The following is a 26,106-nucleotide window of genomic DNA, read 5'->3' on the forward strand; positions in this document are numbered from 1 at the left end:
CCGGATTTTGTGTTTAATTGAAAATAATTTCTTTTACTTTATCAGCGTCAAGTTTTTTAATCACTTCAACAATTAAATTAACCGCATTTTCAAAATCATCACGGTGGAGAATCGCTGCGTGTGTATGAATGTAGCGTGTTGCAATCGTGATCGAAAGAGCGGGTACACCGTTTGCTGTTAAGTGAATTTTCCCTGAATCCGTACCTCCACCTGCAATGGAGTCAAACTGATAAGGGATGTTATTCTCATCAGCAGTATCTGTAACAAAATCACGAAGTCCCTTATGACCAACCATTGAAGCATCGTACATAATAATTTGAGGACCTTTCCCCATTTTCGATTGAGCGTCTTTATCGCTCACGCCAGGAGTATCACCAGCAATACCAACGTCAACAGCAAAACCGATATCTGGCTTAATCATGTTTGTTGCGGTTGTTGCTCCACGAAGACCGACTTCCTCTTGGACTGTACCAACACCATATACCGTATTTGGATGTGCTTCACCTTTTAGTTTACGAAGTACTTCAATCGCAATTGCACAGCCAATACGATTGTCCCATGCTTTTGCCATAAGCATTTTTTCATTATTCATGACAGTGAATTCACAAATCGGAACAACGGAATCTCCTGGCTTTACGCCCCATTCCATTGCTTCTTCTCTGCTTGATGCACCGATATCAATAAACATATCTTTCTTATCAACTGATTTCTTACGCTGCTCAGCCGGCAGAATATGTGGTGGTTTCGAACCGATCACGCCCATAATATTGCCATTACGAGTCATCACATTCACACGTTGAGCAAGCATCACCTGTTCCCACCATCCGCCAACAGTTTGGAAATAAAGGAATCCTTTATCGTCGATGCGGGTAACCATAAAGCCAATTTCATCGAGATGTCCTGCAACCATGATTTTAGGACCTTCTGCATTACCTTTTTTAACAGCAATTAAACTGCCGAGGTTGTCATACATGATTTCATCAGAAAGAGATTCAATATGCTTCTTCATTACGTCGCGAGGTTCACGCTCGTTACCAGGTACACCATTCGCATCCGTAAGTTCTTTAAGCATCTGTAACGTTTCGTCTAGCTTTGCCATATGTATTGCCCCCTTAATATGTATTCACTGTTCATTATAACGGTTTCCGAAATATTTAACAATTCAGAGCAGTCTTGAACTTAATATCCCTGGTCCTGGCGATTATGATTCACTTTATTTTTTTTCAAATACGCCTCACCAATTTCTTTATACTCAAGTCCAATCGTTTGTCCCAAAGTTAGGTAACTCTCCATTAAATTGTAATAAGGTTCTTCTTTCTTACTTGCAAGTCGATCAATCGCGCGATAGACATCATGAAAGGCCTGAACTTCTGATGACGCCGTTTTTTCTGGCAGGCCTTCAAACGCAGTGATGCCTAACTCTAGTCCTAATGATAAAATAAAATGAATCCCATCAACATACTCCTCTAAAATCGTTTCTTTCGGTGAAGGTGCTTTTTTACTCCAATATTTAAAGCAGCGCGTTTCATTCGCAAGTTCTCCTAATTCAACTTTAAGAGCAAGAAGCTTATTTTCAAACAAATCAACATCATCTAGCCCGTGTTCTTGTACAATTCGATCATCTAATTGTTTTTGTAATGTAAATAATAACTCAAAATTCATTGAAATCGTCCCTTCAAAATCTTTTCATTTTATGAAACCTTTCTTTATCATATACGTATAGAGAATAGAAGCATAGTGAAAATGAGGTGCTGACTAATGATACTTATCCTATTTCGTCTTGTCATTCTCGTAGCCATGGTTTTGATTGCTTATTCTGTCATTCGCTTTTTTATGGATCCAAAACGCAAGCTCGAAAAAGCTCACGATCATAAAGAATACTATTTTTTCGATGACTCGTCCAATGTTCGAAAGAATTTTCTTGTCACTTACAAAGGAGCTCTCTTTGAAGGTGAAAAATACCTTGGAACAACCGAAAAGTCCTTTGATATTATTACGCTTTCTATAGGCGTAAAAAACGCTTCAGAACTTTATTTACTTGAGAAAGAAGATTTCTATTTTCTAGAGAAGGAAATGGACATCAGGTATCCAAGCGCTAAAATTGAATGGAAAAGCCCTGTGAAAGAATTTCTGCGTCACCGTGAAGATTCATAATGTCAAAAGCCCCCTCCTAGTTGGTGGGGGCTTTTATCTATCATCCTATTTTGAAATCGATTTACCTTGCAGGTTGAAAAAAATCCTCCCATTTCATAACCCATTCCTTTCTTTTAAGTAAAAAGAAAAGAATAACAAGGCCTAACAGCATTAATAGAATAAGTACCGGGTCAAAACCACTAATCGCTGTTCCAAAGAAGGAATAAAACAGTGCAAGAGGCAAGTTTGATATAAGAGACGAGCGAAGATAATCTGGAAAATCTTTTGACACCTCAATTAAGCAAAGCGAAATAAAATGAAAATGAACAAAGGGTACCAATCTTAGAATTGCAATCTGCCCAACTGACATAGGCATATGCTTTCGCGTCCATCTTTCCTTCATTCGAATGATTTTCTTGAACAAACCCGGTGTTTGTTTCACGACCAGATAAAAAACCGAACTTACAACGGTAATTCCAATCACCGAATAGATAGTTCCATATATAGCTCCAAACAATACACCGCCTGCCACACAGACCACACTAACTGGTACAAAAACAAACTGACGAATAAAATGAAAAATAATGAAATAGAACGGGGCGTAAATTCCGCTGTTCGACACAACCTCAACAAGCGGCAGGACGAGCTCATTCATGATGTTCCCCCCTTCCTTTTACCTTTATGACAAGAGACGAGCTGTTATGTCAAAAAGTGAAGCTCAAAGAGAATATTTTCTGGCAATACGTGGACAATAAGGGGAGATTTGATGAGAACGGTAATTGGAGGGGATATTAGATGGATGAACTCGTTATTGCTCGTTCATTGTTTGGCATGACAATGGGCGTACATATTATTTACGCTACTCTCGGAGTAGGGCTACCCTTAATGGTGCTTGTAGCTGAACTCATGTATCAAAAAACAAAAGATAAAGATTATGCACTCATGGCGAACAGGTGGACAAAAGGGTTTGCCGTATTACTCGGAGTCGCTATTCCAACAGGAACGATTGCAGGCGTGCAGCTTTCTCTGTTATGGCCAGGATTTATGGAGGTTGTAGGACGAGTCATTGCCCTACCATTCCAAATTGAAATTTATGCCTTTTTCCTCGAAGCACTCTTTATGTCGATTTATGTTTATGCCGCAGATCGACTTTCTCCGATTATGCGGATTGTTAGTGTTACACTCGTTGCCTTTGGCGCAAGTGCTTCAGCGATTTTAATTACGAATGTCCACGCTTTTGAAGGCACACCAGCTGGATTTGAAATAGTAGATGGGAAATTTGTTAATGTGGATCCGTGGGAAGCATTTTTTAATCCTTCCTTCATCGTTACAGCAGGACATGTCACAGTATCTGCTCTTATGACAGGTGCTTTTGTCATTGCTTCTATTGCTGCATATAAAATGATTCGTCAACGAGGGAATACGCGTGAATATAAATTTCATCACAAAGCTTTAATGATGGGACTCGTTATTGGAGGGATTTTTTCAATTTTAACGGCGTTAAATGGGCATGAATCCGCTCAGCAATTGTATCAATACCAGCCTGAAAAGCTGGCAGCTGCAGAGGGATTGTTTGAAACACAAACATACGCCCCGCTTGCCATAGGTGGCTACACAGATAAAGAGGAACGAGAAGTAAAGTGGGCGATCGAAGTTCCTTGGGCGCTCAGCTTTCTAGCTGACGATGCTTTTGATACAGAAGTGTTAGGACTTGAGGAATGGCCAGAAGATGAGTGGCCTCCCTTGTTTGTCCATACTCTATTTAATGCAATGGTTGGGATAGGCTCTTTATTGATGCTCCTATCCATCGTGGGGTTTACCTGGTACAAAATTCTGAAACGAAAAGAATTCCCACGCTGGCTGATGTGGGCGTTTATTGCCGCTGGTCCTCTTGCCATCACTGCAATTGAATTCGGATGGATCTTCGCTTGTACCGGAAGACAGCCATGGGTTATTTATCACGTGATGAAAACAGAAGAAGCGGTGACAACTTCTGGAAACATTGGACTGCTATTTGTTCTATTTCTCATTGTTTATATCATTCTTATGATTTCAACAGTGCTCGTGCTGCGTTATTATTTCAACCGTAATCCAATTAGTAAAGAACTTGATCAATAATCCAATGAATCGTACGTCTATTAAAAATAAGAGGTGAACAACATGTCAGAAGCATTCTACGCCATCACATTAATTTGGGGACTTGTTTTCATTTATGCGGTTATGGCGACAATCGATTTCGGTGCTGGATTTTGGTCGATGATTTATTTAAATCGAAATAACACGAAAGCAACGAACATAGCAAACCGCTACCTTTCTCCTTCCTGGGAAGTAACGAATGTTTTCATTGTAGCTATCGTTGTAGCGCTCTTTAGTTTCTTTCCTGGAGCGACATTTACTTTAGGGACAGTGCTACTTATTCCTGGCAGTTTGATTATTTTATTACTTGCGCTACGCAGTGCCTTTCTCGTATTTTCCCATTCAGCATCGGAGAATTACAAACGGATCTTAACACTCATTTCGGGAATTACTGGTTTCCTAATTCCAGCCCTTCTGATTTGTGTGTTACCGATTACGCACGGTGGGTTTATCAAAACGACAAACGGAGTAGAACGCTTGTTATTGAGTGAATTGTTTACAAGTCCAAGTGTCTACGCGTTTATGGCTTTTGCTATCTCAAGCACACTTTTTCTGTCATCACTTTTACTCTCTGATTATTCAAACGTATCAGCAGATCAAGAAGCTTATCAAACGTATAGAAGAGATGCCATACTCGTTGGGCCAATCTCACTTGCGATGGCAGGTTTGCTCGTTCTCACCATTCGAACAGAAGCACCATGGCTTTATGAAAGGCTTATGGACTATGTGCCATGGCTGATTGGTTCAATGATCACTTTTGCGATCGGGTATCTCGCTCTCTTTATTCCAAGAAAAACTGGAGTCGGCATACCAAGACTTGCTATGATTAGTATTGTCATTCAGTATTTACTCGCGAGCTATGCTTATGGATCAGCGCATCTGCCTTACATCGTTTATCCAAATGTTACGATTGAAACAGGCTTTACAGATCCCGCTACCTTTCGCGCACTAATTGTCACGTATATTGTCGCTTTCTTTATCTTAACACCAGGATTTATTTATTTCTGGCGCCTCTTCTTAAAAGATAAACGGTACCTTAAACAAAATGAATCTTAAACGCAAAAAAAAACGCAGCATATGCTGCGTTTTATCATTTTACTTATTCAAGTAAATAGAACCGCTTATCAAAAGGATATGTACAATGATAACTGCAGGAATACCGTAAATAAATTGAGAATGCTTCGTTTTATGTCTAAATCGTTTCATACCAAGATACCCTCCGATACTCCCTCCAATTACAATAAAAAGCCACAACGTCTTCTCTGAAATCCTTCGCGCACTCTTTTTCGCTCTTCGTTTGTCTACTCCCATTATAATAAAACTTCCACTATTAATAAGAACCAAATAAATAAAAAATATAATAAGACCGTTCACTTTTCATTTCCTCCTTACTTAAAGCTTTCTACAAAAAAACCATCCTCAACGTGTGAGAATGGTTTTTGAGAACTTATTTCAAGTTTTCTTTTGCTTTTGATGCTAGTTCAGCGAACGCTTTTTCGTCGTTAACTGCTAGCTCAGCAAGCATTTTACGGTTGATGTCGATACCAGCTGTTTTAAGACCAAACATCAAACGGCTGTAAGAAAGTCCGTTCAAACGAGCTGCCGCGTTGATACGAGTGATCCAAAGCTTACGGAAGTCGCGTTTTTTCTGACGACGGTCACGGTAAGCGTACATGTTTGATTTCATAACTTGCTGATTAGCAACTTTGAAAAGCAAAGACTTCGATCCGTAATATCCTTTTGCGAGTTTTAACGTTCTTTTACGTCTGCGACGTGTTACGTAGCCACCTTTTACTCTTGGCATACTAAACCCCTCCTAATTTCTGTGTCTAAATAATATGAAAACCGATTACTTCTTGTTGTAGATTAAAGTCTTAATGCGCTTGAAGTCACCTGCGGAAACAAGAGAAGCTTTACGAAGCTTACGCTTCTGCTTTTGAGACTTGTTACCGAACATATGGCTAGTGTAAGCACGGCTGCGCTTAAGTTTACCTGATCCAGTTTTCTTAAACCGTTTTGAAGCTCCACGGTGAGATTTCATTTTTGGCATGAGTGAGTTCCTCCTTCAAGAATTACTTTTCTGCGATAGGTGCCAAGATTAGGAACATGCTGCGTCCTTCCATTTTTGGTTTGGACTCAACAGTTGCAATATCTTTGCAATCTTCTGCTAGGTGCTCAAGCACCTTTTTACCGATATCAGAGTGTGTAATCATACGTCCGCGGAAACGGATCGATGCTTTCACTTTGTCGCCTTTTTCAAGAAACTTACGTGCATTACGAAGCTTCGTATTGAAGTCGTGTTCTTCAATATTCGGGCTCAAGCGAACTTCTTTAACGGTAACGATCTTTTGATTCTTACGCGCTTCTTTCTCTTTCTTCTGCTGCTCATAGCGGAACTTTCCGTAGTCCATAATGCGACAAACAGGAGGTTTCGCGTTTGGAGCAACCATCACAAGATCAAGATTTGCATTACGAGCCATATCTAATGCCTCAGTTTTGGATTTCACACCAATTTGGTTTCCGTCTGCACCAACTAGACGTACTTCCCGAGCACGAATGCCCTCATTGACGTTCATATCTCTACTAATAATCAGCCACCTCCATGGTTATTGTTCGATGATGATCATCTCACATGATGTCATTAAATGGTTTATATCCGGTTCAAAGCATAAAAAAAGCGTCGGCGCATACGACACCCACACATTACACAATTATAAAAACAGTGTACCTGCAAACTACCAATTACGGCGTCAATCAGGTGAGAAGCGGGCGCTTCTGCTTGCTTTGTTTCCGATATTTAATTACCTAAGACAGTATACCATGCTGACCAAATTTATGTCAAGGTGATAAGATTCGTTCGAAGTGCACTTGATTATCATAACGAATCTTTCCCTTTGTGACAAGTGTTTTTTGTGAATTTGTTTCATCTTAAATAAAAAAGCCGGCATCTACGCCGACTTTTCGTTACTTCTTGTCTTTAATTTCTTCTTCAATTCTAGCAGTAAATTCGTTTAGAGAAACAGTCTCTGAATTCTGCTGGCTGTAGCGACGAACATTAACCGCTTCACCTTCAACCTCTTTATCCCCTACTACGAGCATATAAGGGATTTTCTGCATTTGTGCTTCACGAATTTTGTACCCAATCTTTTCGTTGCGCTCGTCTACTTCAACTCGAATTCCAGCGCGTTGAAGTTTTTTCTGAACACTCTTCGCATATTCCAGGTGTACTTCCGAAACAGGAATAATTTCTGCCTGAATTGGAGCAAGCCATGTTGGAAACGCCCCTTTATATTCTTCAATCAAGAATGCCACAAAGCGTTCCATTGTAGAAACGACACCTCGGTGAATGACGACTGGACGATGATGGTTACCATCTTCACCGATGTAAGAAAGATCAAATCGCTCTGGAAGTAGGAAGTCAAGTTGAACAGTCGAAAGAGTTTCCTCTTTACCTAGAGCTGTTTTCACCTGAACATCCAATTTCGGACCATAAAATGCCGCTTCGCCTTCTGCTTCTACATATTCGACGTTAAGGTCATCCATGGCTTCTTTTAGCATTTTTTGTGCTTTTTCCCACATTTCGTCATTGTCGATATACTTTTTCTTATCTGCTGGGTCACGATAAGAAAGACGGAATGAGTAGTCACTAATATTGAAGTCTTTATAAACTTCCTGAATCAGCTCGACAACTTCAATAAATTCTTGCTTAATCTGATCCGGACGACAGAAAATGTGAGCATCATTTAGGGTCATTGAACGTACGCGCTGAAGTCCTGCTAGCGCACCAGACATTTCATAGCGGTGCATTGTTCCTAGCTCAGCCACACGGTACGGAAGACTGCGGTAGCTTTTCAGATCATTTTTGTAAATCATCATATGGTGCGGACAGTTCATCGGACGAAGAACCAATTCTTCTGTTTCATCCATTTTCATTGGCGGATACATATCGTCTTGATAGTGATCCCAATGACCACTTGTTTTATAAAGCTCTACGTTCGCGAGGTGAGGCGTATAAACATGGTTGTAACCAAGACGTTCCTCGAGGTCAACAATGTATCGTTCAATCGTACGGCGAATCGTCGCTCCTCTTGGCAACCAGATTGGAAGCCCTTGTCCAACTTCTTGAGAAATCGTAAATAGCTTTAGCTCTTTACCAAGTTTACGGTGATCTCGCTCTTTCGCTTCTTCTAAAAGGTGAAGGTACTCTTCTACCTGGGATTGCTTCGGAAATGCTGTACCATAAATGCGTTGTAGCATTTGATTTTCGCTATCTCCACGCCAGTAAGCACCTGCAATCGATAGTAGTTTAAAGGCTTTGATCTTACTAGTTGAAGGAACATGTGGTCCACGGCAAAGATCGAAGAATTCGCCTTGTTCATAAATTGTCACTTGTTCATCGTCAGGTATCGCTTCAAGCAATTCTAACTTAAGATCATCGCCAATTTCCTTAAACATTTTCTCTGCTTCAGCACGACTGACAACAATGCGCTTCACTTCAAGATTTTCATTAATAATTTTCTTCATTTCTTTTTCGATCTTCGGAAGATCTTCAGGTGTAATTGATACAGGGCAATCAATATCGTAGTAGAATCCACTATCAATGACTGGGCCAACGCCAAGTTTCACATCACTATAGAGACGTTTAATCGCCTGAGCCATTAAATGAGCCGTACTATGGCGAAGAACTTCAAGTCCGTCTTCACTTTCTGGTGTTACGATTTCAATCGATGCATCTTCTTCAATTTCCCGACGCAAATCGAAAAGAACGCCATTCACCTTTCCTGCAAGAGCTTTTTTCTTTAAGCCCGGACTAATTGAGCTTGCAATCTCTTCAGTTGTTGTTCCTTTATTAAATTCTTTCACAGAACCATCTGGGAACGTAATCTTTACCATTTCAGCCATGCTTCTTCACTCCTTTTTGCATATAAAAAACACTCATCCCAAAAAGGGACGAGTGTTTTATCTCGTGGTTCCACCCTGCTCCCCGTATAGAGAAAATCCTATACGGCTCAGATTGCTGTAACGTAGCAGAAACGCTACCCTATTTCCAGGGCAGAGTTCAAAGGTGGTAAGAATGCTTGTCTCGCTAGGAAGTTCACACCAATCCTTCCCTCTCTTAAAGCAGACAGAACATCTCATGTCCTTATCGTAACAATAACGTATATGCGTGTATGTAGGTATTATAAGTAGTGTACTTATGAAAATCAAGCTTATTTTAATGATTGCCAGAAAAAAAGTTTTTAACCCGTGACAACGGAAAAAAACATAGTCGTTCTTCAAAAACATTACGAATGGTTTGAGCTAACCCTTCTTCCGTGTCTTCTGTATATAAATAAATTTCTTTAGGAGCAAAAATCAGAAGCGGCAAAAGTATTTCAGAATCCATTTCTTCCAAAGAAAGTCCATTCGGAATGTTATCAAGTGGTTCATGAATCCCATTAAGCTTATGACCACTTAGATCATATAATCGGTAGCTACCATCAAAAACAAGCACAACTTTTTCTTGGAGAGCCTCTCTTGATTTAAGAAGAAGCCTTAATGCTTCAATAAAGTTCTGATATTCTTGCTCAAGTTTATACTCGTCAATCGCTTCGCCAATTAGCTCAGTTAACAGAGCTCGATAAGGACCGGTTCGAAACCGCAAATAAGAGTCAAACAAGATCGATCCACCCTGTTCAATACAAGAAAACGTTGATCGATGCAATAAATCAACCCGGTTTGTGTAGCGATCAGAGCGAGGGAGTTCTTCTTTGTCTCCCTCTCCAATACTTTTTGCAATTGCTGTAATTTCGTCAATTTCATCTCTATCTTGATAGTAGTATTTTGTTGTTAATATTTGTTTCATCCATTGCTTCTCATAGATAGTGCTAACACAGCGGACGATGCATTTGGAGATGTGATAACACAACTTTGCATTATATGGTTCCACTTGTACAGAGAGCGTTAATTCCGCTTCATTAACGGAGACTTTTTGTTGAACGTTCCTATCCTTTATCAAATGTTCATAAACAAATTGAAAATCTTCTTTTTGATCAAATGTTATTGAAACCAATATATTCCCCCCTGTCCACCTTCTTACTAAAATCTATATGGCTCCAGATTGGAAATGATGTATAGAACAATAAAAAAGCCTTCCCTAAGGAAGACTTTAGACTCGTCTATTTTTCCCCTGTAAAAAGACTGGGGTGGTAAAATGCTTTATTCTTTCCATGATTCGCTTCGCTTTTGTTTCTTCAATTCCACTTTTATGAGAATAAGCGAGATGCTCCTCTAACAAGGAATAATCCAAATTAGAAGAATAAAGGGTTGGTAATCCTTCTGTCATGCGATATTGGAGCAGAGCACCAAGTATGTCATCCCGTACCCAACTCGAAATATTTTCAGCCCCAATATCATCAAGGATTAATAAAGGAGTCTCTTTTAAGTAATTTAGCTTTTCATCAATCGATTGATCTTGTATGGCACTCTTCATTTGTCGAAAGAAATCAGGCGTATAAATAAACTGCGAACGAACGCCTTTTTCCTTCGCTAACTGATTTGCAATTGCCCCTAGAATAAATGTTTTGCCAACACCAAAACCACCATGAATATAGAGCCCTTTCTTCGTTTCACCCGGAACAAAGTCCTCGACGTATTGAATAGCTGTGCCAATCGCTTCAATTCGCACAGGATCTTCATCATCCAAATCTGCAAATGTCGCTTCAAGAATTTCTTTTGGAATATAGTAGCTCTGAATCATTTCATTACGCTTCTTATTCTTATCTTCTTCAATCCTTGTTGGACAGCGGTTATAACGAATATCGATGACTGAACGGTTAAGAAATAACTCCGGCTCGTACCCTTGCATCATATTAATACAGTTGGAGAGCCCCGAGCACCCCTCACACCGTTTAGACTGAGTCGTAAATTCATACAATCTTGCAAGACTTCGATCAATCATTTTTTCATCGACTTCATCTTGTTCCTCAATAAATGCTTGAATATCTTCATCTGCCATGATCGCTTTTTTCATTTCTTGATATTGCTGTTGGAACTTCTTGTTACCCGGCATTTTATTAAACGATTCTTGGATGGACTCCATACGTTTCACCCCGCTTTATTTTTTGTATTTGCTTAGCATTTTTTTGAGCTGATCTTGTTTTTCTGAGCGCTCTTCATGAGACATATCCGGTTCTTTTTGATCCGATATCCATTCAGGAACTTTGTCTTTTCGAGCTGAAGAACTTCCTTTTCCTCGAGATGCTGGATTCGCCTTTTTCTTGGGCTGCTGTAGTTCTTTTATAGCAAGATCCATGGCTTCTCTCACTGTCTTTACCCTGGCTCTTGCCCAGTGACTCGCAAATTTTTCTACGTAGTTTTTCGAGAGTTTTTTATCCTGTGTTTCAATAATAAAATCAAGAAGAACGTTCATTACACCAGGAGTTAGCTTCTGTTCATCCATAATACGCTCGACAAGTTTCATATCTGCTTCTGATGGCTTACCACCTTCTGCTGCACGTTGAAGAATATCATAAGGTGTCATTTGCTCATAACGCTGAGCGGCCTTCTCCTCTTCCGTTACAGGCTCTTTTGTATGGAATTCTTGCAGTGCAGCAGGCTGACGCCTATATTGAAGCGCAGGTACCTTTCCTCGATTTTCAAGAGCAAACCAGCTGCTCACTTCTTTTCGGAGAAGATCATCTGATAGCTCATCATGATGAATGGCTGCCTGTTCCACGATTCGCCCCATTTCATAAGGCTCAATCTTATAGACAAAAGCAAGTCGCTCAATTGTTTTCTTAACCGAATCAGTAAACATTTTCTCTGTTACAATCATATCAGAAATGTGCTGTTTCATCACATCAAAGTCAAATTCAGATGAAGTGAAAACAAGACCCTTATTATCATTTCGACTTGCGATCTCTCGAACATCATCTTCTTCCTCATAACTTGCCGTCATCTCAGAAGGATGCAGTGAATCGTATACTTCGTTAAACGAAGCAGTCATATCCTTATATTCTGACAAATCCGGCTTTTCAACAGAGAAATACTTCTTTAAATCCTGGTATCGATTACGCCCTAATCGATTGAACAAATAAATATTTAAAACACCGTCATTAAAAAAACGATCAGGTGTTAGCGGTGGCTGAAGCTCGTAAGTAAAGTGTCTCGGATCTTCTCCGTTTTTGAGGAAAGTATTTAATAAGCCGATCCCCTCTAGCTTTCGTCGCTCTTCAAGTAGTTTTTTTGTATCCCATCTCATCATCAGTAACAAATGATGATGAGTCATTTTTGTAACAAGACTGTCCTGTTGCTCATGGGCGCTCCACATCGTCATATAGAGACTGTATGCCCCTGCACCAATTAGAGGCTGATATAACAGGGTAAGGACATTCCTATCATAATCATGCAATAACCCGAACGCCTCAATTTGAAGCGTATCAACAGGAAGAAGTTCTTTCCAATGCATATGCTTCACCTTTATATTCCTTCATAGATTTTTCTAACTAACTGATCGCCTGAGTCATAACAACGTCTTGACTCATCATGGCATTTGTCTTATTAACGTACAAAAAAAGAGCTTACACTAAGCTCCTTTTCCTTACTCTGCTCTGTTAATTAATTCTTTAAGCTCACGAATAAAAACATTAATATCTTTAAACTGACGATAAACGGAAGCAAATCGAACGTAAGCGACTTCGTCAACTTTTGCCAGTTGATCCATCACAAGCTCACCGACAGTATCACTACTGATCTCGGAAGCTCCCTGATTACGAAGGTCGCGTTCTATTTCATTTACGATGGTTTCAAGTTTTTCGAGCGGCACGGGTCTTTTCTCGCAGGCTTTAATTAAACCTCTGAGAATTTTTTCCCGGCTAAACTCTTCCCTAGCTCCATCTTTTTTCACGACAATAAGCGGTATTTCTTCAACTGTTTCAAACGTTGTAAATCGATAGGTACACGATTCACATTCGCGGCGCCTGCGTATCGATCGGCCTTCATGAACCGGTCTGGAGTCAAGCACTCTTGTACCATTATGATTGCAGTTGGGACAGCGCATTAGATCATCTCCACTAAACGAACAAGATTTCTATCTCTTATTTTAGCATAAAATGTACGACGACACACATCCTACTAAATTTGCTCTGAAATGCCTGTTCCAATCAACGTTAGCTTTTTCTTCAAATCTGAATAAATCGTTTCAATTACTTTTTTGCTAAAACCGAAATCTACTGGTAAAGGAGTCTCTGTCGAAACGGAAAAATCTACCGCTGTTTTATAAGCGCGCACCGTCACGACGGTTACGACGATTAACGCTTTTTTAGGACCCTTCACTTGAAATACAAACTCTCCACGTTCGGGTGAATTGGTCACGATTTCACCTTTGTAGTGTTTTTGAAGGATCGCTTTCGCTTCTGTAAAAGCCTGTTCTTTTGTCGCTTTAAAATAATGCGTTTTCAATGCAGCATTTTGATGCCTTTCCCCTGTTTCAGAACGATTGCTAAAAAACTCTTTTATTCCCACCCCTAGTCCTCCTCTATTTTTTTTAAGAATAGCAATAAATGACTGATAAATCAATGAGGTCGCGCTGAATCCCCGTTCAACCCAAGCTATTATATTTCTTAGCTAAACTAAAAAAGGGCACCCAGGGTGCCCTTTTAATCGAAGTATTATTATTATGAAGTAAACGCTGACTGTTCTTCTCTAACTTTAGGTTTTACAGGTCCCATGCCTCGTGGAAGTTCGATGTTCTCACGCGTATCCGCTCCAAGTGCATCCGCAATGTAGTTTGCAGCTACGTTTGGATCAAGATCACCACAAGTATACACATCAATACTTGCATACCCATGTTCCGGGAAACTGTGAATTGTTAAATGTGATTCAGAAATAATAACAACACCACTTACACCCTGAGGTGCAAATTTATGAAATGCTACTTCCCGAACCTCTGCACCAGACTTAAGAGCAGCTTCAACAAACGTTTCTTCGATAAATTTCATGTTGTTTAATTTTTCAGTGTCACAGCCCCATAGTTCAGCAATGACGTGACGTCCCATTGTATCCATAGCAAAATTCCCCCTTTATTTTTACTCATGCCTAAAGCATGCGGTATTGAAAATCCACCACGGGGGAAAGTTAGTCCGATGAGGTCCTAACCCTTTAAGTAGTTTTCAATGCCAAATTGCTATAAAAGAAGTTCACGAAAAATAGTATAAGGCTTTTATTTTTTTTTTGCAAGAATAAATTAAATGCTGATTTCGCTTTTGTATCCTCAACCTCAAAAATTCAGTGTCCTTGCTAATTTTTCCGCGATAATTAAAACATGTCCAAAACTGTCGAGATTTATCCTTTATTTCAAAAGCCGTCATTAGTGATAACAAATCAAAAAAGAAGCGGGAGACGTTCTCCCACTTCTTTCCTTTTCACCTATACGCTTACTTTCAACCTTTCGGGAATTCTTTCCCCAACGTACTTCGCCATATCAACGACTCGACAAGAATATCCCCACTCATTGTCATACCAGGCAAGTACCTTTACTTTTTTATTCTCAACGACCATTGTCGATAGTCCATCTACTATAGAAGAATGAGCATTACCATTGTAGTCAATTGATACTAATGGTTCATCAGAGTAAGCAAGAATACCTCTTAGGGGCCCTTCAGAAGCAGCTTTTAAAGCATCATTAACTTCATCAATGGTCACTTCTTTCTTAAGATCAACCACCAGGTCGACTAATGACACATTTGGTGTCGGTACGCGAAGCGACATTCCGTTAAGTTTCCCTTCTAAATGAGGCAATACTTTTGAAATCGCTTTAGCTGCACCTGTCGACGTTGGAATAATTGATTGGCCACAGGCACGTGCTCTTCTTAAATCTTTATGCGGATTATCAATGTTTTTCTGATCATTCGTATATGCATGAACTGTTGTCATCATACCCGAAACAATTCCAAAGGACTTATCAAGCACTTGAACAACCGGGGCCAGACAATTGGTTGTACAAGATGCATTTGATAAAACATGATGTTTCTGATCATTGTATTCGCTTTCATTAATGCCCATCACAATTGTAAGATCTTCATTCTTACCAGGTGCTGTAATGATTACTTTCGTAGCTCCTGCATCAATATGATAACCGGCTTCTTCTCTCGTACGAAACTTGCCGGTAGCTTCAATCACAATGTCGATTCCCATCTCTTTCCATGGAAGAGTTTTTGGATCACGATTATTTAAAACAACCACTTTTTTATTGTTAATCTTTATCCCATTCTCAATTGGTGTAACCTCTCCATCAAATGTACCGTGAATGCTATCATATTTAATTAAATGGCTGAGCGTTTCTGGCGGATAGCTAGCGTTAATTGCTACAACTTCCAAACTATCTTCCATTATTGCCTTTCTAAATACCATTCGCCCAATTCTTCCAAAGCCATTAATTGCTACTCTTGATTTCATTCAGCGTTCCTCCCGCCACATATGTGTTATACTTATTTCCCCTATCACAAAATTAGTATAACATATAATATGCAAATGAAAAGATTAATTTACACTATTTTTGTAGAACGTCTTTATCTAAGCGCATGACGATTAAAAAACAAAAAACACGCCGTTTCAGACGTGTTTTTTGTTTATATTATTCCCCATTTTTTTAGAATGTTGTTAAGTTGTTCTTCCGTTTCTTCACGTGTTCCGGTGTTATCAATCACATCATCAGCCAGTTCTTTCTTTTCTTCAATTGGCATTTGCGATTGGATACGATCGAAAGCCTCTTCTTCCGTACTCCCATCCCTTTCAACTAATCTCGATAGCTGGGTTTTTGCATCGACATAAATGAGAAGGGTTTGATCAACCATATGAGTTAGCTGACTTTCAAATAAAAGCGGAATATCGAAAACAATATGCGCGCTTCCCTGTTCTTTTAGAGCTGCTGCTTGATCAAGCATTCCTTTCCGAATTGCAGGATGAAGAATACGATTTAATACTTTGCGCTTTTCCTCATCTTTAAAAATGACAGCTCCTAACTTCTTCCGATCAAGCCCGCCATCTTCTGCTTTCATGTCATCTCCAAATAATCGAAAGATGTCTTGAAGTGCTGGCTCACCAGGTTCAACTACTTTTCTTGCCATTACGTCTGCATCAATGATTGGTATGTCATAGCGGCGAATCATCTCTGCTACAGTACTTTTTCCACTAGCGATTCCACCGGTAAGTCCAATATCCATCGTCATCCTCCTTTCACTACATTCTAAGGAATCCTAAGATAATGAGTAGGCATCCCGGTAAGAGTGATAGTTTATCCATCCATTTAATGTTTGAAGTAAGGTTTCCGAACTTTAATCCTAAGAGCAAAAACAGCGAACTCATACAAGCAATCAAAAGTGACGTTTCAATAGGAGGAAAACCAACCATCGACGCACCTATGCCTGCTCCAAACGCATCAAGAGACAATGCAGCACCGAGCATAATTGCTTCAATACCTGTAATTGTACCAGAATCATCAAAGTCTGCCGTTGTCGGTTTTCTCAAAATGCTGATAACCACCCCGAGCGAGCGTATTTCATAATGAAGAAGAATTCGCTCAGAAACCGTTTTTTCAACCTCTTTGTTGTTACGAATCATTTGATACAAGACCCATCCACCTAGCGCAATAAGAATACCGCCACCAATTCGCTGAGCTACTATATCTGAAATCCATAACTGTAAAAGTGAGCCAAACCCCATTGCGATTAACATGGAGATCGCCGAACAAATCGAAATGATAAGAATCGACTTAAAAGGAATTTTCATCCTTCTTAGGCCATACGTTAAGCCAACTCCAAATCCATCTACGCTTACGGCAAATGCTAAGAAAAAAAGAGAAACCCAGTACATAGGCGAGCTCCTTCCATACTAAAATCTTAAATAGTATATGAAAGGAGCCCATCCAACGCTACGACTCACTCATTCACCTGACAGAGCGGACAAAACGTTGTTCCTCTTCCTCCAACAACGATTTTCTCGAGCTCAGTTTGACAGTTTTTACATCCCTGACCAACGCGTCCATAAACAAAGAGATTATCCTGATAAGTGCCTACTTTCCCCTGACTGTTTACATAGGAACGGATTGTACTACCGCCTTTATTCACAGCATCAGATAACGTATGAACGATCTGTTCTCTAAGTGTTTCAATTTCTCTGTTTGTGAGGGTCGATGCGATTCGCTCAGGGTGTATTCTAGCTTTAAACAGCGCTTCATCGACATAAATATTCCCCAGTCCAACAACGAGGGTTTGATCTAACAACACTGTTTTAACTTTTCGAGACGTTTTTTGAAACCCTTTTTGTAATACTTCAGAGGTAAATTGTTCTGAAAAAGGTTCATGCCCCAGCTGCACGAGTGGCAACTCATTTTCCTCTAATCCAATAGGAAAAAGATGCATCGTACCAAACTTCCGCACGTCATGATAACGAAGCTCCGTTCCATCTTCGAACGTAAAAAACACATGCGTATGATGATCAAATTCTTCATCGATAGCAGATAATTTATACTTTCCTTCCATACGAAGGTGAGAGACGATTACATCATCTTCAAGAACAAGTTTTAAAAACTTCCCTCTTCTTTCAACACCTGTAAAAGTCTGACCAATCACTTTCATTTTGAAGGCTTCAACATCATCTGGTTTCTTAATGATTTTAGGCCACTTTACAACAACATTTGTGACCTTCTTCCCTACAACCAAACCTTCTAGTGTGCGTTTTACCGTTTCTACTTCTGGTAATTCAGGCATATTTCCCTCTCCTTTAATGCCTACTTCGCATCATACCAGGTGGAGCCATACTCATAATCAACTTTCAGTGGGACGTCCAGTTTGATTGCAGATTCCATTACTTCAGGTACGATACGTTTTAACGTTTCAATCTCTTCTTGTGGTGCCTCAAAAATCAATTCATCATGTACTTGAAGCAACATACGTGTTTCTAACTTTTCTTCTTTTAAGCGTGTCTCCATTTGAACCATGGCGAGCTTAATAATATCTGCAGCCGTTCCCTGTATTGGTGTGTTCATTGCCGTTCTTTCAGCGAATCCACGCTGATTAAAATTACGAGAATTAATTTCAGGTAGATACCTTCTTCTCTGTAACAATGTTGAGACATATCCGTCTTCTTTAGCTTTTGTAACAACGTCTTCCATATAGTTTTTTACGCCAGGAAAGCTTTCTAAATAGCGGTCAATAAACTCTCCCGCTTCTTTTCTCGAAACGTCGATACTTTGTGACAAGCCATAATCACTAATGCCATAAACAATTCCAAAGTTAACAGCTTTCGCATGTCTGCGCATATTCGACGTAACATCTTCTTTGTCTACATTAAAAACGTTCATCGCTGTTTTTGTATGAATGTCTTCATCTTGCTGGAAAGCCTCTATCAAATTCTTATCTTGCGCGATATGTGCGAGAACGCGTAGCTCAATTTGAGAATAATCCGCTGCAAACATCACCCAATCTTTTCGAGATGGAATAAACGCTTTTCTGATTTTGCGACCTTCTTCAAGGCGAATTGGGATATTCTGCAAATTTGGGTCAGTTGAGCTAAGTCTTCCCGTCTGTGTAAGTGCTTGATTAAACCTTGTGTGTATTTTACCTGTATCTGAGTAAATAACTTTTAACAAACCTTCAATATAAGTCGAATTTAATTTACCGAGCTGACGATAAAGGAGGATTTCCGGAATTACCTCGTGTTTACTTTCAAGCTTTTCAAGCACATCAGCAGACGTTGAATAGCCAGTTTTTGTTTTCTTAATAACCGGAAGCTCCAACTTCTCAAATAAAACTTCCCCAAGCTGTTTAGGCGAGTTAATATTAAATTCAGTTCCCGCGAGTTCAAAAACCTTTGCTTCAATCTTACTCAATTTTTCATTTAACTCTTCGCCCATTTTTTCTAAGAATTTGGTATCAACGGAAACACCTTTTGTTTCCATTTCACCTAAAACAAGCGTAAGGGGCATTTCTAGGTCATGGAACAGCTCATACTGCTCATTGTTTCTTAACTGTTCTTCAAGCTTGTCTTTTAATTGATATACCGCATAGGCTTTTCGAACAAGGTGGTCCGCAAACTCTTCAACTTCTGGAAGCTTACGTTTCGCTCCCTTTCCATAAATGGACTCATCAGAAGAAACAATAGAAAAGCCTTCTCGTCTCGAAATAGCAGATAGGTCATGCGTCGATTCAGATGGATTTAGGAGATAGGAAGCAATCACTAAATCAAACGTAATCCCTTCTAATGAAATGCCCTTCCACCCTAAAGCCACAACGGCTCTTTTCGCATCAAAAACCCATTTCTTCTGAGTACGATCTTCTAGAAAATTTCGAAACAATTGAGACTGCAGAGCTAAATCTGTTGGGATAAAATAATTCCCGTTTTCATTTACAAGGGAAATCCCTTGTATGTCGGCATTATGGTAATTTTCATCCATCACTTCCACAATCATGGCAGATGGACTAACGAGATGCTTGGCTTCTATCTCGTTGATCGTCTCAAAATCTAAATCATCGATTTTCTCGTCTTCTACTTCTGTCCCCCCGATTCGATTAAGAAGAGACTTAAATCCAAGTTCACTAAACAGTGTAGCGACTGCTTCATGATTATAACCGCTGTAGCCTAAATCAGTTATCCCTAGTTCAAGTGGCGTTTCTTTAAAAATCGTTACAAGCTCTTTGCTCATCATGGCCTGCTCTTGATTTTCTTCCAATTTTTCTTTTAACTTTTTACCAGAAACATCATTAAGCGATTCAAAAACGGCATCCACCGTGCCAAATTGTTTTAATAATTTAAGAGCCGTTTTCTCTCCAACACCAGGTACACCAGGAATATTGTCCGAGTTATCACCCATAAGCGCCTTCATATCAATGATTTGATCAGGGCTAAGGCCATATTTTTCAAGAAGAAAGGCTGGGTCATATGTATCAATGTCGGTTATTCCTTTTTTCGTTAAGGCTACGTGAACGTTATCTGAAACAAGTTGGAGAAGATCTTTATCTCCGGAATAAATTTTCACTTCCCAATCTTCTTTACTCGCAAGATCCGATACGGTTCCAATGATATCATCTGCTTCATAATTCTTAATTTCATATCGCTTAATTTGAAATGCGTCCAGCACTTCACGTATAACAGGGAACTGTTCGCTTAATTCTGAAGGGGTTTTTTGTCGCCCGCCTTTATACTCTGTATACGTTTTATGGCGAAACGTTGTTTTACCGGCATCGAAAGCAACGAGCATATGTGTTGGCGATTCATTTTCTATAATTTTCAACAACATCGTTGTAAATCCTAGTACGGCATTTGTATAGACACCTTTATCATTATTTAACAACGGCAATGCAAAAAACGCACGATAGGCAATGCTATTTCCATCAATTAAAACTAACTTGTTCTTCAATAGAAGTCCTCCATTTCATTCATTACGCAATTTGTCGATCACTGTACATCCCAAAAGACGCCTGCTTCATATATTTTACCACGATGGTAAAAAGAATGAAAAACAAGCGTCCAACTGATTAATTCTGTTTTGATAATGAAAGACAAAAAAAGAGAGACGAGAAAATCTCGTCTCAAAAATGTGCTCTCGTCATGATGAAGGGGTCACTTGTTACTTTACAGAAATCATTTAAAGAACATATAAACAGACTGTAAAGAAATCGTAAAGATTAATATTGTCTCTCTTTATTTAAAGTGATGATAAAAGTTGTCCCTTCACCAGGTTGACTGTTAACTGCGATCTGACCCTGGTGAGCTTCGACGAGGTGTTTTACAATAGCAAGTCCAAGACCCGTCCCACCAGAATTTCTACTTCTTGCACGATCTACTCTGTAAAAGCGTTCAAAGATTCGGGGAAGCTCTTCTTGTCGTATTCCAATTCCATTATCCGAGATCGTAAACTGAACAGCATCTTTTTCCTCGTTAACGAAAATCGTAACGCTTCCTCCTTCTGGAGTGTACGTAATACTATTGGCAATTAAATTAAGAAACACCTGTTTTAAACGGTTTGCATCGCCTTTAATTTGAAGATCCCCATTATAGCTAATTTCCACTTCAATGCTTTTCTTATCTGCTTTACTTTTTGTCATTAGTAGGCAATCATCAATCACTTCTTTTAAATCTACATCCTGCCAATTTAACGCAAAGTGCTTTTGTTCCATCTTTGAGAGGTCGAGAAGATCCTGAATGAGGCTCTGAAGACGATCACTTTCATTTAAAATTATCGTAAGAAAACGAGTGCGAAAGGCTTTGTTTTCCATAGCTCCATCAAGTAATGTCTCTGCAAAGCCTTTCAACGAAGTGACAGGCGTCTTTAACTCATGAGATACGTTTGCTACAAAGTCCTTTCTCATTTGCTCGAGCTTTTTTAACTCTGTGATATCGTGGAAAACAAGAACAACACCTTTTAGCTTTTCATCGTGATTAAGGATCGGCGCACCTGAGACGTCAAAGTGGCGCATTTCGATCCCAACTTGCAACTCAACTTGTTTTCGAACAGTTTGCTCAACGAGTAGCGTCTCTTCCACTAATCGAATGATTTCCCTATACGGAAGTGCTTCATAATAGAGCAAATCTAAGTATTCTTCGGTTTTGATATGAAACGTTTCTTTATAAAAGCGATTAACAAGGTTAATATGACCTTTTGAATCAATCAGAATTAAGCCACTATCCATATTTTCAATTAATGTCATCAATCGATTTTGCTGAATTTCATAGGAATTGGTCATGTTCTGTAAATTACGAGCAAGAATGTTTAAGGCGTGACTAAGTTGCCCCGTCTCATCCAGCTTATATTCATAAGTTCGTGCTTTAAAATTCCCAGAAGCAAGCTCATTGGCAACATTCAATGCACCCTCTAAAGGTTTTGTTAACTGATTTGAGATGCGAAGACTAAGGTAAACAATAATGAAAAAAGCTCCTGTAAATGAAAGAATTAGGATTAGCCACATATTTGACAAAGCCTCTTCACTAGCATTATCGAATAGAATTCCTTCAAATAAATTACCTATGAAAACAACTAAGATTGAAAAGACAAGAAAAAGAATAACGAATTGAGCATTCAGAAAACGGGAGCGGAACCGCTTCATTTAACAGAAGGCTCCTCTAACTTATAGCCAAGTCCTCTAATTGTTTTAATGTATTCAGGTTTACGCGTATTTTGCTCAATTTTTTCTCTCAAATGACTAACGTGCACATCTACAATCCGGGTATCCCCAACAAAATCATAATTCCAAACCGCACTCAAAAGCTGCTCTCTCGTCAGAACTCGACCTTTATGACGTACGAGATACACTAATAATTCAAATTCTTTAGGAGTAACCTCCATTATTTCCCCCTGGAAAAATGATTCGTAATTATTTGGATAAACCTCTAGTTCACCTACCTGGATTTTCTCTGATTCTTCCATCTGGTTAGCTACTTTCGATTCTTCAAGCTGTTTTACCCGCCTAAGAATCGCCTTAACACGCGCAACGACTTCTCTAGGACTAAACGGCTTTGTCATATAATCATCAGCACCCAGTTCGAGACCAAGTACTTTATCAAATTCATCATCTTTGGCAGTCAGCATTAAAACAGGCGTATGAATGTGGCGTTGTCTCAATTCTTTACACACCTCTAACCCATCCATTTCAGGTAGCATAAGATCAAGAATAATGCAATTTGGCTTCTCAGCCTCAACTACTTTCAATGCTTCTGAACCATCTTCAGCCGTCACAACATCATAACCAGCTTGTTCCAGATTAAATTGAAGCAATGTTAAAATCGACATTTCGTCGTCTACAACTAGTATCTTTTGAGCCATCATAAAATCCCCCTAACGAATTTCCCCATTCATCAATGCCGATGCCAGGCTTTTCTTTTATTTTAGCCTGAATACCCTCATCATACTATTATTTTCATAAAGGCAAAAGAAAAACTTGACTTTTTTAGCAGTATGAAGCGCTTTTATCAAAAACAAATGTAAAATGCATAAAAAAAAGAGCCTAATTCAGGCTCTAAAAATTCTCAAAGGATGTTGACTTTGTTAATGGTTTTGCAGGATATGGGGGGCAGACAGTAAACAAACCGTCTAAGATAGCTTCTCCTGATTCATTTATGCCCTTAACGTTTATTTCAACTTCATGTTCTTTTGTAAAGACATTCATAACTTCAAACTGAAAATGAAGTGTCTCATAATGATGGACGGGATTCTCAAAAATGACTTCCTGTTTTTTAATACTACTCCCAGGTCCAGGCAAATACTTAGATATAGCACCTGTTATGATAGCAAGAAGCATAATTTGCGGGACAATCGGTTTTTTGAAAGGTGTCATCGAAGCATAATCATGCTGAATGAAAAGAGGATTATTGTCATTTGACAGCCCGAGATATAAAAGAAGGTCCCGATCCTCTATTTTTTCCGTCACTTCCAGCTTTTCACCTACTGACATTTCATCGATCATTCGTCCAAGTTTACGTTTTTTTCCTAGTAACATCGCTACTCCCCCTTTAGTGAAAGCGTTTTCTTTTTTGTTTTAAAAAGAGATCCGGTTCTCACACCGGATCTACGTTATTAACCTAATACCGTCATTACTTTACGAACGGAATCAGCTGATTTATCTAGCTCTTTCTTCTCTTCATTTGTTAAATCAAGTTCAATGATTTCTTCAATACCGCCACCGCCAAGAATTGTCGGTACACCGAGGTAAAGCCCGTCATAACCATACTCGCCTTCGAGATAGGCGATTGTTGGAAGAACACGACGCTGGTCTTTAAGGATTGCCTCTACCATCTCAACAAGTGATGCAGCAGGAGCATAGTATGCACTACCATTTCCTAGAAGACTTACAATTTCGCCGCCACCTTTGCGGGTTCGTTCCACAATTTCAGCAAGGCGCTCTTCAGAAATAAGGCTCTGAAGTGGAATGCCACCTGCAAACGAATAGCGAACAAGTGGAACCATATCATCACCATGCCCACCGAGGACGAATCCTGTAATATCTTTAACAGAAAGGTTCAACTCTTCAGCAATAAATGAACGGAATCGGGCAGAATCCAGAATTCCCGACTGACCAATTACGCGATTTTTAGGAAGCCCAGACTCCTTAAACACCGTATACGTCATGGCATCAACAGGATTCGTTAACACAACAATGGTCGTTTCAGGAGAATATTTCACAATATCCTGAGTCACACTTTTCATGATTTTCGCATTTGTATTCACAAGATCGTCCCGGCTCATTCCTGGTTTTCTAGCAATACCAGCTGTAATCACAACAATATCTGAACCTGCTGTATCTTCATAATTTGATGTACCGGTGATTTTAGAATCAAAACCCTGAACAGGGCTTGCTTCAAACATGTCAAGTGCTTTCCCTTTTGTTGGGCCCTCCTGATTTGGGATATCAACGAGTACAACGTCAGCAAGTTCTTTTTGAGCTAAAAGAAAAGCAGTTGTTGCCCCAGTAAAACCTGCTCCAATTACGGAAACTTTTTTACGTTTCACTGTCATTTAAATGCCACTCCTTTCATACAAGGAAATATAGTGATTTTATTTTAGTCCATATTATTGATGAGTTCATCACCAAATTCAGATGTTTTCACTTCCGTTGCGCCGTCCATAAGACGTGCGAAGTCATAAGTGACAACTTTATTCGCAATTGTTTTTTCCATAGAATCAAGTACAAGCTTCGCCGCTTCATTCCATCCGATATGCTCGAGCATAAGGACTCCTGAAAGAATAACGGAGGAAGGATTTACTTTATCAAGACCAGCGTATTTTGGAGCCGTACCATGTGTTGCTTCAAAAATAGCGTGTCCAGTTTCGTAGTTAATGTTTGCTCCAGGAGCGATTCCAATTCCACCAACCTGAGCTGCTAGAGCATCAGAAACATAGTCACCGTTCAAGTTCATTGTAGCAACTACGTCAAATTCAGCTGGACGAGTTAGAATTTGTTGCAAGAAGATATCAGCAATGGCATCTTTAACAATTAGCTTGCCTTCGCTTTCTGCCTTGGACTGCGCTTCGTTCGCAGCATCTTTCCCTTTTTCTTCAACGATGCGATCGTACTCAGACCAAGTGAAAACCTTGTCGCCAAATTCTTGCTCCGCTACTTCATAACCCCAGTTTTTGAAAGCTCCTTCAGTAAATTTCATAATATTCCCTTTATGAACGAGCGTTACATTTTTGCGGCCCTCATCAAGTGCGTACTGAATAGCTGCACGAACCAAGCGCTTAGTACCTTCTTCTGAAACAGGCTTAATTCCAATACCAGACGTTTCAGGGAAGCGGATATTTTTTGCACCCATTTCATCTTGAAGGAAAGAAATGATTTTCTTGACTTCATCAGTACCCTTTTGGAATTCAATTCCTGCATAAATATCTTCTGTATTTTCGCGAAAAATAACCATATCGGTATCCTCAGGACGCTTTACAGGTGAAGGAACGCCTTTAAAATAACGGACTGGACGAAGACAAGTAAATAAATCAAGCTCTTGTCGTAGGGCAACATTCAGCGAACGAATGCCTCCCCCAACTGGTGTAGTGAGTGGTCCTTTGATTGCAATTATGTATTCACGAATCGCATCAAGCGTATCTGCCGGTAGCCATTCACCTGTTTTATCAAATGCTTTCTGACCTGCATATACTTCTTTCCATACGATTTTTTTCTTACCACCATAAGCTTTATCAACTGCGCCTTCTAATACTTTCGAAGCGGCCGCCCAAATATCAGGTCCCGTTCCGTCGCCCTCAATGTATGGAATAATTGCATGATCTGGAACGTTTAGTACACCATTATTTACGGTAATCTTCTCTCCATTAGCCATTTTATATTCCTCCTAGTAAATGATTAACATTTA

The 26,106-nt window shown here is 39.5% G+C and carries 27 protein-coding genes and 2 other annotated features; of the genes, 3 read left to right on the forward strand and 24 right to left on the reverse strand.

What is annotated here, in order from left to right; all coding sequences use genetic code 11:
- Positions 1-13: 13 nt before the first annotated feature.
- A complete protein-coding gene (locus ATG70_RS11725) occupies positions 14-1,099 on the reverse strand; it encodes a M42 family metallopeptidase (protein ID WP_098444480.1) in 1,086 nt (361 codons plus the stop codon).
- A gap of 80 nt (positions 1,100-1,179) precedes the next feature.
- Complete coding sequence (locus tag ATG70_RS11730; RefSeq protein WP_098444481.1) at positions 1,180-1,662, reverse strand: dUTP diphosphatase; 483 nt, start codon at positions 1,660-1,662, stop codon at positions 1,180-1,182.
- A gap of 96 nt (positions 1,663-1,758) precedes the next feature.
- On the opposite strand from ATG70_RS11730, the gene ATG70_RS11735 reads away from it, so the two are divergent.
- Positions 1,759-2,154 (forward strand): sigma-w pathway protein ysdB, encoded by a 396-nt coding sequence (locus ATG70_RS11735; protein ID WP_098444482.1) that lies wholly within the window; start codon positions 1,759-1,761, stop codon positions 2,152-2,154.
- 61 nt (positions 2,155-2,215) lie between these two features.
- On the opposite strand, the gene ATG70_RS11740 is transcribed toward ATG70_RS11735, so the two are convergent.
- Positions 2,216-2,788: a TVP38/TMEM64 family protein gene (locus tag ATG70_RS11740; RefSeq protein ID WP_098444483.1), complete on the reverse strand. Its 573-nt coding sequence runs from the start codon at positions 2,786-2,788 to the stop codon at positions 2,216-2,218.
- Positions 2,789-2,928: 140 nt separating this feature from the next.
- Here ATG70_RS11740 and ATG70_RS11745 point away from each other — a divergent pair, with 140 nt between their 5' ends.
- A complete protein-coding gene (locus ATG70_RS11745) occupies positions 2,929-4,251 on the forward strand; it encodes a cytochrome ubiquinol oxidase subunit I (protein ID WP_098444484.1) in 1,323 nt (440 codons plus the stop codon).
- A gap of 33 nt (positions 4,252-4,284) precedes the next feature.
- The gene (locus ATG70_RS11750; protein ID WP_373560763.1) at positions 4,285-5,325 is read left to right on the forward strand and encodes a cytochrome d ubiquinol oxidase subunit II; all 1,041 of its coding nucleotides are present in this window, start codon (positions 4,285-4,287) and stop codon (positions 5,323-5,325) included.
- 39 nt (positions 5,326-5,364) lie between these two features.
- Here ATG70_RS11750 and ATG70_RS11755 read toward each other — a convergent pair whose 3' ends face one another.
- The 21 genes from ATG70_RS11755 to icd form a co-directional block, all read right to left on the reverse strand.
- Positions 5,365-5,643 carry a DUF1294 domain-containing protein gene (locus ATG70_RS11755; RefSeq protein WP_373560764.1) on the reverse strand — a complete coding sequence of 93 codons (279 nt, stop codon included), beginning with the start codon at positions 5,641-5,643 and terminating at the stop codon, positions 5,365-5,367.
- Between the two features lie 73 nt (positions 5,644-5,716).
- Entirely contained in the window at positions 5,717-6,073 is a 357-nt protein-coding gene (gene rplT, locus ATG70_RS11760; protein ID WP_098444486.1) for a 50S ribosomal protein L20, read from the reverse strand.
- Between the two features lie 45 nt (positions 6,074-6,118).
- On the reverse strand, positions 6,119-6,319 hold the full coding sequence (gene rpmI, locus ATG70_RS11765; protein WP_048312400.1) for a 50S ribosomal protein L35: 201 nt from the start codon (positions 6,317-6,319) through the stop codon (positions 6,119-6,121).
- Between the two features lie 22 nt (positions 6,320-6,341).
- Positions 6,342-6,860 (reverse strand): translation initiation factor IF-3, encoded by a 519-nt coding sequence (gene infC, locus ATG70_RS11770; protein WP_373560784.1) that lies wholly within the window; start codon positions 6,858-6,860, stop codon positions 6,342-6,344.
- 74 nt (positions 6,861-6,934) lie between these two features.
- Positions 6,935-7,056: a sequence feature (ribosomal protein L20 leader region), on the reverse strand.
- 177 nt (positions 7,057-7,233) lie between these two features.
- On the reverse strand, positions 7,234-9,171 hold the full coding sequence (gene thrS / locus ATG70_RS11775; protein ID WP_098444488.1) for a threonine--tRNA ligase: 1,938 nt from the start codon (positions 9,169-9,171) through the stop codon (positions 7,234-7,236).
- A 41-nt stretch (positions 9,172-9,212) separates the two neighbouring features.
- Positions 9,213-9,428, reverse strand: a binding site (T-box leader).
- Positions 9,429-9,484: 56 nt separating this feature from the next.
- Positions 9,485-10,321: a putative sporulation protein YtxC gene (locus ATG70_RS11780; protein WP_179886255.1), complete on the reverse strand. Its 837-nt coding sequence runs from the start codon at positions 10,319-10,321 to the stop codon at positions 9,485-9,487.
- A gap of 96 nt (positions 10,322-10,417) precedes the next feature.
- Complete coding sequence (dnaI, locus tag ATG70_RS11785) at positions 10,418-11,350, reverse strand: primosomal protein DnaI (protein ID WP_098444490.1); 933 nt, start codon at positions 11,348-11,350, stop codon at positions 10,418-10,420.
- 15 nt (positions 11,351-11,365) lie between these two features.
- On the reverse strand, positions 11,366-12,718 hold the full coding sequence (locus ATG70_RS11790; RefSeq protein ID WP_098444491.1) for a replication initiation and membrane attachment family protein: 1,353 nt from the start codon (positions 12,716-12,718) through the stop codon (positions 11,366-11,368).
- Positions 12,719-12,850: 132 nt separating this feature from the next.
- On the reverse strand, positions 12,851-13,309 hold the full coding sequence (nrdR, locus tag ATG70_RS11795; protein WP_098444492.1) for a transcriptional regulator NrdR: 459 nt from the start codon (positions 13,307-13,309) through the stop codon (positions 12,851-12,853).
- A gap of 74 nt (positions 13,310-13,383) precedes the next feature.
- Entirely contained in the window at positions 13,384-13,773 is a 390-nt protein-coding gene (locus tag ATG70_RS11800) for a cytosolic protein (RefSeq protein WP_098444493.1), read from the reverse strand.
- Positions 13,774-13,925: 152 nt separating this feature from the next.
- Positions 13,926-14,315 carry an adenosylmethionine decarboxylase gene (gene speD, locus ATG70_RS11805; RefSeq protein WP_098444494.1) on the reverse strand — a complete coding sequence of 130 codons (390 nt, stop codon included), beginning with the start codon at positions 14,313-14,315 and terminating at the stop codon, positions 13,926-13,928.
- Positions 14,316-14,676: 361 nt separating this feature from the next.
- Positions 14,677-15,705: a glyceraldehyde-3-phosphate dehydrogenase gene (locus ATG70_RS11810; RefSeq protein WP_098444495.1), complete on the reverse strand. Its 1,029-nt coding sequence runs from the start codon at positions 15,703-15,705 to the stop codon at positions 14,677-14,679.
- Between the two features lie 173 nt (positions 15,706-15,878).
- The gene (gene coaE, locus ATG70_RS11815; RefSeq protein ID WP_142329574.1) at positions 15,879-16,478 is read right to left on the reverse strand and encodes a dephospho-CoA kinase; all 600 of its coding nucleotides are present in this window, start codon (positions 16,476-16,478) and stop codon (positions 15,879-15,881) included.
- 10 nt (positions 16,479-16,488) lie between these two features.
- Entirely contained in the window at positions 16,489-17,121 is a 633-nt protein-coding gene (ytaF, locus tag ATG70_RS11820) for a sporulation membrane protein YtaF (protein WP_098444497.1), read from the reverse strand.
- Between the two features lie 65 nt (positions 17,122-17,186).
- Positions 17,187-18,017, reverse strand: a complete 831-nt coding sequence (gene mutM / locus ATG70_RS11825; protein ID WP_098444498.1) for a DNA-formamidopyrimidine glycosylase — start codon at positions 18,015-18,017, stop codon at positions 17,187-17,189.
- Positions 18,018-18,037: 20 nt separating this feature from the next.
- Positions 18,038-20,665: a DNA polymerase I gene (gene polA, locus ATG70_RS11830; RefSeq protein ID WP_098444499.1), complete on the reverse strand. Its 2,628-nt coding sequence runs from the start codon at positions 20,663-20,665 to the stop codon at positions 18,038-18,040.
- 268 nt (positions 20,666-20,933) lie between these two features.
- Positions 20,934-22,352: a two-component system histidine kinase PnpS gene (pnpS, locus tag ATG70_RS11835; RefSeq protein WP_098444500.1), complete on the reverse strand. Its 1,419-nt coding sequence runs from the start codon at positions 22,350-22,352 to the stop codon at positions 20,934-20,936.
- Positions 22,349-23,068, reverse strand: coding sequence for a response regulator transcription factor (locus ATG70_RS11840; RefSeq protein WP_098444501.1), 720 nt, complete (start codon positions 23,066-23,068; stop codon positions 22,349-22,351). The genes pnpS and ATG70_RS11840 overlap by 4 nt, the downstream gene beginning before the upstream one ends.
- Before the next feature lie 193 nt (positions 23,069-23,261).
- Positions 23,262-23,741: a MaoC family dehydratase gene (locus ATG70_RS11845; RefSeq protein ID WP_098444502.1), complete on the reverse strand. Its 480-nt coding sequence runs from the start codon at positions 23,739-23,741 to the stop codon at positions 23,262-23,264.
- A 77-nt stretch (positions 23,742-23,818) separates the two neighbouring features.
- Complete coding sequence (gene mdh / locus ATG70_RS11850; protein WP_098444503.1) at positions 23,819-24,757, reverse strand: malate dehydrogenase; 939 nt, start codon at positions 24,755-24,757, stop codon at positions 23,819-23,821.
- A 44-nt stretch (positions 24,758-24,801) separates the two neighbouring features.
- Positions 24,802-26,073, reverse strand: a complete 1,272-nt coding sequence (gene icd / locus ATG70_RS11855) for an NADP-dependent isocitrate dehydrogenase (RefSeq protein WP_098444504.1) — start codon at positions 26,071-26,073, stop codon at positions 24,802-24,804.
- Positions 26,074-26,106: the final 33 nt, after the last annotated feature.

It is taken from the genome of Bacillus sp. es.036 (assembly GCF_002563635.1).
Classification (GTDB): Bacteria; Bacillota; Bacilli; order Bacillales; family Guptibacillaceae; genus Guptibacillus.

Coding starts and splice junctions, on each gene's coding strand:
- ATG70_RS11725 (WP_098444480.1), bottom strand. CDS start 1,099: ATGGCAAAGCTAGACGAAACGTTACAGATGCTTAAAGAACTTACGGAT.
- ATG70_RS11730 (WP_098444481.1), bottom strand. CDS start 1,662: ATGAATTTTGAGTTATTATTTACATTACAAAAACAATTAGATGATCGA.
- ATG70_RS11735 (WP_098444482.1), top strand. CDS start 1,759: ATGATACTTATCCTATTTCGTCTTGTCATTCTCGTAGCCATGGTTTTG.
- ATG70_RS11740 (WP_098444483.1), bottom strand. CDS start 2,788: ATGAATGAGCTCGTCCTGCCGCTTGTTGAGGTTGTGTCGAACAGCGGA.
- ATG70_RS11745 (WP_098444484.1), top strand. CDS start 2,929: ATGGATGAACTCGTTATTGCTCGTTCATTGTTTGGCATGACAATGGGC.
- rplT (WP_098444486.1), bottom strand. CDS start 6,073: ATGCCAAGAGTAAAAGGTGGCTACGTAACACGTCGCAGACGTAAAAGA.
- rpmI (WP_048312400.1), bottom strand. CDS start 6,319: ATGCCAAAAATGAAATCTCACCGTGGAGCTTCAAAACGGTTTAAGAAA.
- thrS (WP_098444488.1), bottom strand. CDS start 9,171: ATGGCTGAAATGGTAAAGATTACGTTCCCAGATGGTTCTGTGAAAGAA.
- dnaI (WP_098444490.1), bottom strand. CDS start 11,350: ATGGAGTCCATCCAAGAATCGTTTAATAAAATGCCGGGTAACAAGAAG.
- ATG70_RS11790 (WP_098444491.1), bottom strand. CDS start 12,718: ATGCATTGGAAAGAACTTCTTCCTGTTGATACGCTTCAAATTGAGGCG.
- nrdR (WP_098444492.1), bottom strand. CDS start 13,309: ATGCGCTGTCCCAACTGCAATCATAATGGTACAAGAGTGCTTGACTCC.
- speD (WP_098444494.1), bottom strand. CDS start 14,315: ATGGATACAATGGGACGTCACGTCATTGCTGAACTATGGGGCTGTGAC.
- ATG70_RS11810 (WP_098444495.1), bottom strand. CDS start 15,705: ATGAAATCAAGAGTAGCAATTAATGGCTTTGGAAGAATTGGGCGAATG.
- coaE (WP_142329574.1), bottom strand. CDS start 16,478: ATGACGATGGATATTGGACTTACCGGTGGAATCGCTAGTGGAAAAAGT.
- ytaF (WP_098444497.1), bottom strand. CDS start 17,121: ATGTACTGGGTTTCTCTTTTTTTCTTAGCATTTGCCGTAAGCGTAGAT.
- mutM (WP_098444498.1), bottom strand. CDS start 18,017: ATGCCTGAATTACCAGAAGTAGAAACGGTAAAACGCACACTAGAAGGT.
- pnpS (WP_098444500.1), bottom strand. CDS start 22,352: ATGAAGCGGTTCCGCTCCCGTTTTCTGAATGCTCAATTCGTTATTCTT.
- ATG70_RS11840 (WP_098444501.1), bottom strand. CDS start 23,068: ATGGCTCAAAAGATACTAGTTGTAGACGACGAAATGTCGATTTTAACA.
- ATG70_RS11845 (WP_098444502.1), bottom strand. CDS start 23,741: ATGTTACTAGGAAAAAAACGTAAACTTGGACGAATGATCGATGAAATG.
- mdh (WP_098444503.1), bottom strand. CDS start 24,757: ATGACAGTGAAACGTAAAAAAGTTTCCGTAATTGGAGCAGGTTTTACT.
- icd (WP_098444504.1), bottom strand. CDS start 26,073: ATGGCTAATGGAGAGAAGATTACCGTAAATAATGGTGTACTAAACGTT.